The following is a 13,029-nucleotide window of genomic DNA, read 5'->3' as shown; positions in this document are numbered from 1 at the left end:
AATAAGAACGCACATAAAAGCCGGTCCATCATGCAAAAAAACATCACGTCATTAGGTTCGTTGAACTGGGATGACCTCAAGTTTTTCCTCGAAGTCGCCCGCACCCGCAAGGCCAGCACCGCCGCCAAGCGTCTGGCGGTGGACTACACCACCGTCTCGCGGCGCATCAGTTCGCTGGAATCGGCATTGGGCACGTTGCTGTTCGAAAAGTCCCGGACCAGCGGTTTCGTCCTGACCGCAGAAGGCCAACGCCTGCTGGGTTACGCCGAATCGATTGAAAGCACCCTGCACATGGCGTGCGAGCAGGTGTCGGGGTCGGGCGTGGCGTTGTCGGGTCACGTGCGCATGGGTTGCACCGAAGGGTTCGGCAGCTTTTTCATTACCCCGCAGCTCAGCCACTTCGTCGATGCCTACCCGGCGATCTCGGTGGACATCCTGCCGCTGCCGCACTTCATCAGCTTGTCCAAGCGCGAAGCAGACATCGTCATCGCCCTGGAACGACCGGAGCACGGTCCTTATGTGTGCTGCAAACTCTGCGACTATCGATTGCAGCTTTACGCGACCCAGGACTATCTCGACAAACACCCACCGATACGCCGCCCGGCAGACCTGAGCAAGCATGCCTTCATCAGTTATGTGGATGATCTGGCGTTCAGTTCAGAGCTGTTGTATCTGGCGAACGCACTGCCCGGCGCCAGCGCCAACCTGCGCAGCACCAGCGTGATCGCGCAGTTCGTGGCAGCGCAGCAAGGACGGTCACTGGCGATTCTGCCGTGCTTCCTCGCAGCCCAGGATCCACGGTTACTGCCGGTGTTGCCGGAAGAAATCAACATCACCCGGCAGTTCTGGATGTACTGCCGGGAGGATTTGAGGAAGCTCAAGCGGATCACCCTGTTGTGGGATTACATCCGCGCGGTGACTGAGAAGAATCAGGGCTTGTTGATGGGTGACAGTCGGGAAACGCTGTTCGCCGATTAGTCGGCGGACACGACGATCGCTACGCGGCGGTTCTCGGTTCGGCCAGCGGTGGTGGTGTTGGTGGCGACCGGGACACTGCTGCCCAGGCCGCGTAATTGAATGTTTTCTTCCTTCATGCCGACGGTGGTCAGGACCTTGGCGACGCTTCGCGCGCGACGCACGGAAAGCTGTTCGTTATAGGCCTCTTTGCCCGATGCGTCGGTGTGGCCGTCAACCCGAACCCGATTGATTCCGACGCCTAGAAGCGCCTTGCCGATGCGCTCAACGATGTCGGTGCTGGCGCTATTCAAACTGTCGTCGTCACTGCCAAACAGCACTTTGCCGGACAGACCAAAGGCCCAACCCTCGTCGGTCAATTCGAACCCTTGTTGTTTCAGTACCGCAATCTGCGCAGGTGTCAGGCCTTTCTGGGGTGCCGTCTGGCAACCGGTCAACGCCAATACCGCCATGAACAGCGTAACGGTGAAAAAATGAAGGGATCGTTGGGTCATTGAGAACACGGGGGTTAGCTCCTGGTTTGAACTGCGACGGCAGAGTGCTCCGACTCTGCGGTGTGTTGCGCGCCTCGGGAAAGGCGCTTGGCTTGATACATGGCGGCGTCGGCGGCATGCAGTAGCGCACCCGGCGAGACGCCATGATCGGGGAAAACGGCGACGCCAATACTGAGGGACGTAAATACGTGGGCATCGCCCGGAATCAGGATCGGCTCTTCCATGCTGGCGAGGATATTATCGGCGATCCGTTCGGCGTCTGCGGTTTTGTGCAGCGGCGTCAACAGGACGGCAAACTCGTCACCCCCCAGACGCGCGACCAGATCGTCTTCGCGCAGCTGCGCACGCACCCGGTTGGCGACGGCCACCAGTACCGCATCGCCCGCGGCGTGGCCGAAGTTGTCGTTGATTTCCTTGAACCGGTCACTGTCGAGGAACAGTACGGCGACGCGCTCGTTGAGCTTGCTGGCGTTGCGCAGTGCGCGCATCAAGCGACCTTCGAAAAAGGCCCGGTTGGGTAATCCGGTGAGGCTGTCATGACTGGCCTGATGGGCGAGGGTTTCGTTCTCGCTTTGCAAATGGGTTTGCCAGGATTCGAGTTCATCGAGCAAGGCATTGAAGTCGTTGCCCAGGTCGTCGAGTTCGGCAATGTCGGCCGGGGGGACGCGCTGGTCGAAGGCGCGTTCGCTGCGAGCCGCGTGCGCCACAGACGCCAGGCTGCGTAATGGACCGGTGATCCCGCGCAGTTGCCGACGGGCAAGATAGAGCGCCACCCACGCACTGACGGCGGTGCACAACATGATGCCCATCAGGCCACTGAGCAGGAACCGCAACAAGCTGCCGCCATGACCGGTGAGTTCGATGCTGCCGACCTCCCGGCCTTGATGGACGATCGGCATGCTGATCGGTTTTTCCAGGAAGGTCTTGGCAATCTGGACTTCCAGCTCGGAAAACAGACCTGTTTCAGGTCGCTGCCAACGCGCCAGCAACCGACCGTGACTATCCAGCACCTGAGCATCGGCGACTTCTTCGGTGGAGGCTATCAACGCCAGGGCTTCGGTGGCTGCGGCCTTGTCGTTGAACACCACGGCCGCCTCCACGGTGTAATTGATGGAGCGTGCGATCAGGTGCAGGTTGTGGTCGGCATAGACCCGCAAGGCCAATACACCGAGCAGGGTCAGGGAGACGCTGGCCATGGCCAGGGCCACCAGCGCGACAACCAAATGACCGCGGCCAATGACCGAGCGCAACGTGGGACGGGTGTCAGCTTTAAACAGGCTCATGGCGCCGCCGATTTGCGGCGCGACAGTTGCAGCACGCTCGGGTGAATGCGTACACCGCTTCGGGCGACGGAGTCGAGGTTGACCTCGAAAGACACTTGATCATCGCTGACCCGCAGACAGAACAAAATGCCAACGGTGCATGGATCGTCGGCTTCGCTGATGCTCAACACCGCAAGCCCGGCCAGCGAAGCAAACAGCCGACTGCGTTCGTCGCTGGTCAGTTTGCCGATGTAGACGGCATTGCATTCAGTAGCGATGGACGGATTGGCGGCGAGTAACCGGCGCACGGCAACGGGACGGCCAGTGGCTTGAGTGGTGCCCTTGACCAGGTCGTCGGTGTACTCGGTGGGGCCTACGATGCACAGGCGCAGTTGCGCAGGTTCAACCGGCCAGCGGGCATAGCTGAGGATGCCCAGCACGACTTGAGTAACGGCGCTGGCCCGTTGGTCTGCCATGCTTACCGGTGCTTGCGGCTGTGCGAAAGCGAGATTGGTCAAGAAACAGAGAACCCCGGCGAGCAACAGATGCTTGCAGACAGCGACGCGTCCTGTCGTCCAGACAGCCAGCTTCATGATGCGGGGATTCTCGTGATGTAGCGAAATGATGCCGCAACGATAGCACAGTGCCCTGTTGCCAGCGAGGGCAAGCGCTGCGCCACATCGGACAGATTCCGTTACGGGTCAATCGTTTGGGTTGGCCTCTCTTCCAGCTCCAGCATCAAACCGCTCAAGCGCTTGACCTTGCGCCGAACCGCTTCTTCGAACACGCCTGTACGGGGCTCGATCAACGTGAACCAGTTTTTGGCTCGGGTGATCCCGGTGTAGATGAGCTCTTTGGTGAGCACGGGATTGAGGGCGTCCGGCAAGATCAACGCGGTGTGAGCAAACTCCGAGCCCTGGGATTTGTGCACGGTCATGGCGTACACGGTTTCGACATCATTGAGCCGGCTCGGCAGTACGAATCGCACACCGCCCTGACCGTCATTTCGCGGGAACGCCACGCGCAGCACCAGTGCTCCCGCCTCGGGTCCGTCACGTTCCGGCAGCTTGAGGGCGATGCCGATGTCGCCGTTCATCAACCCTAAACCGTAGTCGTTGCGCGTCATCAGCACGGGGCGGCCTTCGTACCATTGGTGATCACTGTCGATCAGTCGAGCCTTGAGCAGCGCTGACGTCACTCGCTGATTCAAACCCTCCACGCCCCAAGGACCTTTACGCACAGCACACAGCAACTGAAATGCGTCGAAGGCTTCCAGGACCTGGCGAGCCCATTCGGTCCAGCACGAATCATCAAGTGGCCGGCCAAGTGCCGGGCGCTGGGTGCGCAGAAGACTCAGGTAATGCCGATAACCTAATGGACCATCGCCATGACCTTCGAGTAGCAGGCGTTCCAGTGCACGGTCCTGCTCGCCCTTGAGCGACAGCGAGAACACGTCGTCATGGCTACGCGCGGTCAACAGCTTGCGCGCCTCATCAGGCTGTTGCTGATTGACCCAGCGCGCCAATTGACCGATGCCGCTGCCCTCGCCGAACCGTCGGGAGTGGCGCAGCATCACCACCTGCTGGGCCAGCGGATGAGTGCCGTGGGCGTCTTCGTGCAAACCGCTGCCCGCCAGGCTTTCACCACTGACCGCTTCCAGCCACTGGCGAGTCTGTGGGCTGTACCAGCCGGCCTCTGCATCGCGGCACAAATCGCCGAGCACGGCGCCGGCCTCTACCGACGCCAGTTGATCCTTGTCGCCGAGCAGCACCAGGCGTGCGTGGGCTGGCATCGCATCGAGCAGATTGGCCATCATTTCCAGGTCGATCATCGACGCTTCATCCACCACCAGCACATCCAAAGGCAAGCGGTTGCCAGCGTGGTGACGGAAGTGCCGGGTACCGGGACGGCTACCGAGCAGTCGGTGCACGGTGGTGACGTCCGAGGGGATTTTCTCCCTGACGGCTTCGCTAACTTTGAGTGTTCGAACTTGCTGGCTGATGGACTCGGTCAACCGTGCAGCGGCTTTGCCCGTGGGTGCGGCGAGACGGATGCGCAGCGGTTTTCCCGCCTCGACCGCGGGCGCCTGCAACAATGCCAACAACCGCACGACCGTGGTGGTCTTGCCTGTTCCGGGACCGCCGGTGACGATGCTGAACGCGCTGCGAGTGGCCAGCGCACAGGCGAGCTTCTGCCAGTCAATGACGTCATCCGGTTTGGCGGGACCGAACAGCCCCGTGAGACGCTCGGACAAATCACTCGGCGTTGTTTCGTGCTCGGCCAGACGCTGGCGCAACGACTGGTCGATGCGTCTTTCATAAGCCCAGTAACGGCGCAGGTACAAGCGTTTGCCCGACAGCACCAGAGGTCTTTGCTGCGCCGTTTTACTACCATCGGCCGCCAGTGCGACCAGCTGACTGGCAGCCAGCACCTTGCACCAATGCGCACCGTCCAGCGCCTCGAGCAACTGCGAGGGCAAGACCATCGCACCGCCTTGCAGATCACCTTCCGGCGGCAGCGACAGGGCAAAATCCGGCTCTTTCAAGGTTTCGAACAAATCAAGGCACACATGACCATGGCCCAACTGGTGGCTGGTCAACGCGGCAGCCAGTAGCACCAAGGGATCGTCATCGGGCGCCAGTTCATGCAGAAAGGCCACAAACGCTTTGTCGAGCGCGCGTAACCAGCCGCGTTCGACCCAGCGCGTGAGCAACAGGAGCAAGTCATCGGCCCGACGGAGCGGATCAAGTTCCGCGAGACTGTCTGCTGCCAGTGAGGTGGGCAGCAGATCGGCGAAGGTGCGGCTCATAGCAATACTCCCTGTTCCCAAGCGGGCTCGGCCTTGGGCTCTGGTTTGCCCTGGAACAGACGATCCAGTCGTTCAATCAGCTCACGGGGCGGTCGTGCGAAAAATACACCTTGGCTGGACGCACGCGTGCCGCGCAGGAACAGGTACAACGCACCACCGACATGCCGGTCGTAATCGTAATCGGCAAGCCGCGCCTTGAGTTGGCGATGCAGGGCCAGCAAATACAGCACGTACTGCAGGTCATATCGGTTGTCGAGAATCGATTGCTCCATGGCCTGATCGGTGTAGGCCGTGTCATCGACACCGAGCCAGTTGGACTTGTAATCGGCGACGTAATAGCGACCCTCGTGTTCGAACGTCAGGTCGATGAAGCCTTTGAACATCCCGTTAAGCATCACCGGTTCAGCCGCCACCCGCGCCACACCGTTGTGGGTGTATTGGCGCACCAGCTCATCGAGTTTAAGCACGTCGACTTTATGGCTGGCGAACCAGAACTCCATCTCGACGCGATACTGCGTCAACTGCTCGAACACCACCGGCGATTGCCCGGCGCCAAGGTGCAGCGGCGATTTGAGCAGGTGTTGCAGCCAGTCGCTCAGCGTGATGATCCAGCCTTCCCAGCCTCGTCGATTGCAGCGACGCCCAATCGCATCCTCGACCGCTTGCGGGCTGACAGAAAAACCTTCATCACCGGCCCATTCCAGCAAACCATGGAGAAAGGTGCCGGGGCCTGGACCACGGGGGAATCGATGGATGTCCGCGCCACCGGCCGCCACTTCTCGTGGTGCGTTCGGATCCAGGCGTTCGTCGTCGAAGAGTTTTTGCGCTTGCGGGTTTTCGGGCGCTTCGTCGCTGCCGATGCTCAGGCTGTCGCCAATGCGCAAAGCACTGTAAGAGGCAATCCACCAGTTTTCACTGGCCTTGCGCTTGGGAATCAGCGGAGCGAGCAAGCGTGCATCGTTGCGCGGCGGATGATAATGCTCGGCAGTGGCCTCGGGCATCTCTGCATAGCGGAGTGCCGGGCAATCTTGCTGAAGGTCTTCCAGCCAGCGTTTCAAGCCGGCGGATTCGGCCAGTACAGCACCGCCACCCAGCAGATAGCCCAGTGCCGACAAGTGCAGCACCGAGCTGTTGTTATTGCCGCGTTTGAGATCGGTCACGCCAAGCCAGCAGGCATGTTGCGCCCTGGTGAGCGCCACGTAGAGCAACCGCAAGTCTTCGGCCAGACGCTCATCATCCGCCAGCGCAATCAATTCGGCGGTTGGCTTCAACGTCACCTGTGCCTTGCCGTTGGCGTCGTGGTAGTGCAACGGCAGACGACTGCCGTCCACCGGTTTGGCCGAGCAAATGAACGGGAGGAACACCAGGGGATATTCAAGGCCCTTGGACTTGTGGATGGTCACGACCTTGACCAACTGTTCATCGCTCTCCAGGCGCAGGATCTGTTCCTCTCCCGCTTGGCCGGACAATGCCAGATGCTCGGATAAATGACGGATCAGCGCCTGCTCGCCATCGAGCTCGGCGGCGGCTTGTTGCAACAGTTCCGACAGGTGCAGCAGATTGGTCAACACCCGCTCGCCGTCGCTGCGGACGATCAATGCCTGAGGCAATTTGAAATCGTGCAGCAATCGACGCAGCATCGGCAGCACGCCTTGCTTGCGCCACAGCTCGCGATAACCGCGGAACTGCATGACCCGCGCTTCCCAGGCCAACTCGTCCTGATTCAATCGCTCGAGTTCTGCCAGGGACAAGTTCAGGGTGATGCAGGCCAGTGCGGCACGCAGTGGGCGCTCGACATCCGGTTCGGCACAGGCCTTCAGCCAGGCCAACACGTCGTGCGCTTCCTGGGCGGCGAACACCGAGTCCTTGTCCGACAGGTAAACGCTGCGCACGCCACGCACCGAGAGTTCAGCACGCACGGCCTGGGCTTCTTTGCCGTCGCGCACCAGGATTGCGATGTCGGCGGGCAGCAGACCTCTGAAGTCTTTACCTTCCTGGACAAATCCCGCCTGTCCTTGTTGCCCGCCGTTGAGCAACGCGGTGATCTGACTCGCGCAAGCCGAGGCCAGATGCTGCCGGTAAACCGCACCGGACAGTGGTTGTTCGGCAGGAAGGTGCCAAATGTTCAAAGCGGGAACGCCTTCGCCATCGACGAACAGGGTCTCTTTACGTCCCTGGGATTCCACCGGCAGGAAGGGCACCGGATTCGTGCCATCTTTTTCACGGAACAGGAACGCGCCGCGCCCGGTCACGCGCGACTCCGCACGCTCGAACACGTGATTCACCGCGCCGACCATGCCATGGCTGGAGCGGAAGTTGGTACCCAGGGTATGCAGCCGGCCAGTCGTGGCCTGGCGGGCGCGCAGATAGGTGTGGATGTCGGCGCCGCGGAAAGCATAAATCGCCTGCTTCGGGTCACCGATCAGGAACAGGCCGCACTCAGGGTTGTTGTCTTCGATGCGATAAATGGTTTCGAATATTCGATACTGCACCGGATCGGTATCTTGAAACTCGTCGATCAAGGCCACCGGAAACTGTTCGCGGATCAACGTGGCAAGACGCTCGCCGCCTTCAGCTTGCAAGGCTGCATCCAGACGCAGCAGCATGTCGTCGAAACCCATTTCTGCCCGGCGACGCTTTTCTTCCTCGAACCGTGCACCGACCCAATGGGCGGCGTGTTGCAGCACAGCTGCGTCAGGTGTCGGCAATCCATCGAGGCTGGCCTTCAAGCCAGGCATGGCGTCCAGCCCCGGATGACGGGGGGCTTCGCCCTTCCACGCTTCGGCCATGCCGTCGGGCGTCAGCCGCGTGAAGCCGGTGCCAATGTCCAGCTGTTCAGCCAGTTCGTCCTCGGCCCACGTTTTGATTTTTTCAAACCAGGGCTCGAAGTAACGAGCCTGCATCTTGCGCCCATCGACGCTCTTGCTTGCAACGCCTTGGTGACAGATCGCGAGCAACTCGTCCGCCCATTGTTGCCATGGCATCTTGAGCTCGAGCAAGGCAGCGCGACGTTCCTGCAAACACTCGATGATCAGCTCGGCAGGTTCCTTGCCTTCAGCGCTTTCACGCTCGCTGGCAAACAGACCTCTTAAGCGAGGCAGAAGCGCGGCCGGCCCTCCCCAATTGCCGCGCACCCAACTCAATGCATCGCCCTGCATCGGATAGCAAAACAGCCGCCAGTAATCGCGCAGGACTTCGCCGAGCAAATCGCTGTGATCCGTTTCCAGGGTCTGGGTAAACAGGCTGCCACTGTCGAAGGCATGCTCGCGCAACATCCGCTGGCACCAACTGTGGATGGTCGAGACGGCCGCTTCGTCCATCCATTGTGCGGCGATGTCCAGACGATTTGCACAACCAGCCCACTGCTGTTCCGAGTACTCATCGCGAAGCTCGGCAATGAGCGTATCGGGAGCGGTTATTTCGTCACGGAAAAACCTTGCCGCTTCCGCCAGACGCGTACGGATACGTTCGCGCAGCTCCTTGGTGGCTGCGTCGGTGAAGGTCACCACGAGTATTTGCGGCGGCAGCAATTCGCGGCCGAAACCGCTGGCTTCGCCACCGTGACCAAGGACCAGGCGCAGGTAAAGGGCAGAAATAGTGAAGGTCTTTCCGGTCCCGGCGCTGGCCTCGATCAGTTGACTGCCGCGCAACGGGAACGCCAGGGCGAGGGGTGGTTTTGTGCTCATGAACGAGCCTCTTCGCTGGTCAATGATCGCCATGGAGCTTGCAGCAGTGGCCGGTATAACGCTTCGCACCATCCGGGGAATGACTCGTCGCCGATCAGGGCGTCGTAGTCGGCAAACTGACGAGCCAACGCCGGGCTCTCACGACGTTCGCCATCAGTCGTCAGGCCATCACCTTCATAGGCTTTGCGAGCGGCAGCATCCGCTTTGACGGGATCGGTTTGCCCGAGCCAGGCGAAGGCTGTTTTCACCGCAATCGGCAGAGGTTGGCGCGTACCGTTTTTCCAGGCGAGCAGCAGGTCTTCGAGCAATCGCACTGCTTGCGTCTCCTCCAGAGGGGCGAGCAGCAGGCTGTCATCACTGGCCACCAGAGCGGTGGTCATCGGCAGGCCACTGGCGCAAGCGACCAGATGATTTACCCAAGGCCGTATGAGGCGATGCCATTTGCGCGACTTGATCGCGCCGATGCTGTTGGGAATTGTGGTGACTGAAAGCAGCCCACCGTCTGCGCGCTGATGAAGACCGCTGAGCCAACCTTCCAGTCGCATACCTTGCAACTCCAGATTGACCGGCAGCGCACTGGTGAGCGGGGTTGGCCACAACGTCAGAAGTTGCTGATAGCGCAGCAGCAGATCCGGCAGGGGTTCGATCAGCTCTCGTTGCAAGTATTCACCAAAGCCCGCCATCGGCAGCAGCCCACTGTTTTGCAGGCGAATAGCGTGCGCCACCAGTGTCTGATCAGACTGATCGGGCTGGCTGAGCGCGGCATCGAGCAAACTGCTGCTCAGGCTGTAGCGCTGCAAAGCGTCGAGCACGAACGGCTCTTCATCAGCCAGGGGTACTTCGGCGGCTTCGAAGAAGACTTTCAGGCGCTGGCTGAAGAAATGTCGCACGGGGTTTCGCAGGAAATCCTGCAGCTGGCCAAGGCTAAGCGGTTCGTCCAATGTGTAGGCTTCAAGCACTTCGACATCGGAGACTTGTTCACGGGCTTGATGGAGCGCCTGCCATTCGTTGGCGTAGCTGTATAGCTCATCGCCTTCCAGGAAGTAACGGGCGCTGAAGGGTTGCAGTGGGTGTTCCTGAGTCAACGCTTCGAGCAGGTTTTCCCGGTCATCTTTCAGTCGCCACCCACTGGCAAGATGATCACGGAGTTGGCCAATCAGCACCGAAGCCGGACGTTCGCTGTTATCGCGAATGCTGCGGCCGACCCAGCTGATATAGAGCTGATCACGCGCCGACAGCAGCGCCTCTAGAAGAAGATAGCGATCATCTTCGCGCCGGGACCGATCGCCAGGGCGGTAATCACTGCCCATGAGGTCGAAGTCCAGGGGCGGTTGGGCGCGCGGGTAATCCCCGTCATTCATTCCAAGCAGACAGACCAGTTTGAACGGGATCGCACGCATGGGCATCAGCGTGCAGAAGTTGACCGCGCCCGCCAAAAATCGCTGGGATAAACGGCCTTGATCAAGACCGGCCAGCCAGGCTTCGCGAACGACGGTCAGCGGCAACTCGTCATGCAGGCCGACGGACTCACACGTCTCCAGCCAAGTTTCACGCAACTCTTCAAGCTGGCCCAGCAGGTAGTCGTCATGCTCGTTACTGGCCTGGAAAAACAGTTGCAGCAGCGCTTGCAAACGAACAGCCCATTGCTGAGGTGCGACGGGTTGGGTGAGTTCATGATGAGCGATTTCAAGCGCATCCAGCAGTGCGACCAGCGGGCCAATGAGCGCGGCGTCCAGACCGCCGATTTCGTCATAGGGCTCGATGGTTTCATAGGCACTGGCGCTTCCCACGGCATAACCGAGCAACATCCGTCGCAGGCCGAAACGCCAGCTGTTCTGTTCCAGTTCCGTGGGCAGACCGAGGCCTGCTCTCTGTTCGGCATTCATGCCCCAGCGGATTCCGGCGCCTTCGATCCAGCGATGCAGGGTCGGCAAGTCGCGCTCTTCAACGCCGAATCTCGCACGCAGCGCGGGAACGTCGAGCAGATCAAGAATTTCGCTGACGGGGAAACGGCTGTCGGGGAGTTTGAGCAGATGCTCGACAGCGATCAGCAGCGGATCACGGCCGCGTTGCCCCTGGTCTGCGAGCGTGAACGGGATGAAGCGCTGGTCTTTATGTTCAAGTTGAGCAAATACGGCGCGGATATGCGGCGCGTAGCTGTCGATGTCCGGCACCATCACGATGACGTCCCGCGGTCTCAAATCGGGATCAGCACTGAAGCGTGCGAGCAATTGGTCGTGGAGGATTTCCACTTCACGCTGGGCGCTATGAGCAATGTGAAAACGGATCGACTTGTCATCATCAAGATCGACAGATGGCCAACGCTCGCGTGTTTCGTTCAGAGGACGTAATTCGAGAATATCGTCCTGCAACTGATTGAGCATGTTCAGGGGGTGAATGTCACTGAACAGGTCAATCCGGCCCTCTCGGAAAGCAGATCGATAACTGCTGGGATCGTCGTAGCTGTCGAGGAGGTTGATGTAGTCACGCCCCTGCTTGCCCCATGCAGCCAGCAGCGGATGAGCGTGTTGATGGAGTGTCTGCGGATCGAGCACAACCGGCATGCCACTCTTACGAGCCTGACGCTTGTATTGGTGCCGCAAGAGGTCTTTATCGGCGACGATGTCAGCCCAATGGTGACGACATGGGTTATGGACACACAGCAGAACCTGGCTGAAACGGGCCAGTCCGGCGAGTGCTTCCAGGGCTTGGGCCGGAAGCGAGGAAATCCCGAAAACGATCACCCGTGAAGGCAATCCGGCGGGGGGCGCTGCTTCGAGGCTGTTGATGCGCTCAATGAACCGTTGGTGGACGCCTGCCCGGCTCTGCGCCATGCCTTGCTCACCCACATCGAGCAACAGTGCACGCCACAACTCCGCTTGCCAACAGTTGGCAGGGGCCAGCGGCGTTGCTTCGCCTCTGACATTTCGCAGCTGATGACGGCCCTCTGCCCAATCTTCAAGCCAATCGGCCCGGTAGACCTGGTATTGGTCGAACAGGTCCGCCAGACGCTCAGCCAGTTGATAGCGTTTTCGCAAGTCGGTGTCATGGGTCAGGAAGCGTTGAAGGGGCTCAAAATGTGGCTGATTGATCACCTGTGGAAGCAGGCGCATCAACCGCCAGGTCAGTGGGGCTTTATCAAGCAAGGACTTGGCGGGAATTTCATCGCGCCCAAGAACTATGCGATAGAGCTGCCACATAAAGCTGCCGGGGAGCTGCACGTCAATCGCAGCGGCGATTCCGCAGCCACCCATATCATCTTCTTCAGGGTCTTCAGCCAACGCCAGCTTCAGCCATTGGGCGATGCCGTTGCTTTGTACCAGGGCTATTTCGTTTTCCAAGGGAGCCAACGGGTAACGTCGCATCCAGCTCACAACCAAGCTGCGCAACTCGTCGAGGCGGTTCCCATGAACCACCATAAAACCAGCATTGAGGGACGTCGCGTCCGGCATAAAGGCTTCCTTGGAAAAATACAAATGCTAGGGGCAGACCTTAGCATTGTCGGCAGGCGGTGACAGCTTGAAGGCTATAAGGTGATGCTGCGGCCACTTTCCTGCGGACAAAACAAAACCCCTGTTCGCGTTAGCAAACAGGGGTTTCGGAATTTAATCTTGACGATGACCTACTCTCACATGGGGAAACCCCACACTACCATCGGCGATGCATCGTTTCACTACTGAGTTCGGGATGGGATCAGGTGGTTCCAACGCTCTATGGTCGTCAAGAAATTCGGGTACCGAGTCGTGGCCAAGTGGCCGCGCTTCAGCAAATTGGGTATGTGACAGCTTTCGGTGTTTTGTGAA

General features: G+C 60.0%; 7 protein-coding genes and 1 rRNA gene. 1 reads left to right on the top strand and 7 read right to left on the bottom strand.

Annotated elements, in window-relative coordinates:
- Nucleotides 1-30 precede the first annotated feature (30 nt).
- Nucleotides 31-978 carry a LysR family transcriptional regulator gene (locus GBC55_RS13000; RefSeq protein ID WP_162437850.1) on the top strand — a complete coding sequence of 316 codons (948 nt, stop codon included), beginning with the start codon at nt 31-33 and terminating at the stop codon, nt 976-978.
- Here the strand turns inward: GBC55_RS13000 and GBC55_RS12995 are convergent.
- From GBC55_RS12995 to rrf, 7 genes are all read right to left on the bottom strand, one after another.
- Nucleotides 975-1,469 carry an OmpA family protein gene (locus tag GBC55_RS12995; RefSeq protein ID WP_162437849.1) on the bottom strand — a complete coding sequence of 165 codons (495 nt, stop codon included), beginning with the start codon at nt 1,467-1,469 and terminating at the stop codon, nt 975-977. The two genes, GBC55_RS13000 and GBC55_RS12995, sit on opposite strands and share 4 nt — an antisense overlap.
- A gap of 14 nt (nt 1,470-1,483) precedes the next feature.
- The gene (locus GBC55_RS12990) at nt 1,484-2,752 is read right to left on the bottom strand and encodes a diguanylate cyclase (protein WP_162437848.1); all 1,269 of its coding nucleotides are present in this window, start codon (nt 2,750-2,752) and stop codon (nt 1,484-1,486) included.
- Nucleotides 2,749-3,324, bottom strand: coding sequence for a YfiR family protein (locus GBC55_RS12985; protein ID WP_162437847.1), 576 nt, complete (start codon nt 3,322-3,324; stop codon nt 2,749-2,751). The genes GBC55_RS12990 and GBC55_RS12985 overlap by 4 nt, the downstream gene beginning before the upstream one ends.
- Nucleotides 3,325-3,425: 101 nt before the next feature.
- Nucleotides 3,426-5,540 carry an exodeoxyribonuclease V subunit alpha gene (recD, locus tag GBC55_RS12980; protein ID WP_162437846.1) on the bottom strand — a complete coding sequence of 705 codons (2,115 nt, stop codon included), beginning with the start codon at nt 5,538-5,540 and terminating at the stop codon, nt 3,426-3,428.
- Entirely contained in the window at nt 5,537-9,226 is a 3,690-nt protein-coding gene (recB, locus tag GBC55_RS12975) for an exodeoxyribonuclease V subunit beta (protein ID WP_162437845.1), read from the bottom strand. The genes recD and recB overlap by 4 nt, the downstream gene beginning before the upstream one ends.
- Entirely contained in the window at nt 9,223-12,678 is a 3,456-nt protein-coding gene (gene recC, locus GBC55_RS12970; protein ID WP_162437844.1) for an exodeoxyribonuclease V subunit gamma, read from the bottom strand. The genes recB and recC overlap by 4 nt, the downstream gene beginning before the upstream one ends.
- Before the next feature lie 157 nt (nt 12,679-12,835).
- Nucleotides 12,836-12,951: ribosomal RNA gene (gene rrf / locus GBC55_RS12965) — 5S ribosomal RNA — on the bottom strand.
- Nucleotides 12,952-13,029: the final 78 nt, after the last annotated feature.

Source organism: Pseudomonas sp. TNT3 (assembly GCF_010095445.2).
GTDB lineage: Bacteria > Pseudomonadota > Gammaproteobacteria > Pseudomonadales > Pseudomonadaceae > Aquipseudomonas.
This window is presented reverse-complemented; position numbering and strand designations above follow the sequence as displayed.

Bases quoted from the DNA above. Each gene is read 5' to 3' on its own strand.
- GBC55_RS13000 (WP_162437850.1), top strand. From the start codon at position 31: ATGCAAAAAAACATCACGTCATTAGGTTCGTTGAACTGGGATGACCTC.
- GBC55_RS12995 (WP_162437849.1), bottom strand. From the start codon at position 1,469: ATGACCCAACGATCCCTTCATTTTTTCACCGTTACGCTGTTCATGGCG.
- GBC55_RS12990 (WP_162437848.1), bottom strand. From the start codon at position 2,752: ATGAGCCTGTTTAAAGCTGACACCCGTCCCACGTTGCGCTCGGTCATT.
- GBC55_RS12985 (WP_162437847.1), bottom strand. From the start codon at position 3,324: ATGAAGCTGGCTGTCTGGACGACAGGACGCGTCGCTGTCTGCAAGCAT.
- recD (WP_162437846.1), bottom strand. From the start codon at position 5,540: ATGAGCCGCACCTTCGCCGATCTGCTGCCCACCTCACTGGCAGCAGAC.
- recB (WP_162437845.1), bottom strand. From the start codon at position 9,226: ATGAGCACAAAACCACCCCTCGCCCTGGCGTTCCCGTTGCGCGGCAGT.
- recC (WP_162437844.1), bottom strand. From the start codon at position 12,678: ATGCCGGACGCGACGTCCCTCAATGCTGGTTTTATGGTGGTTCATGGG.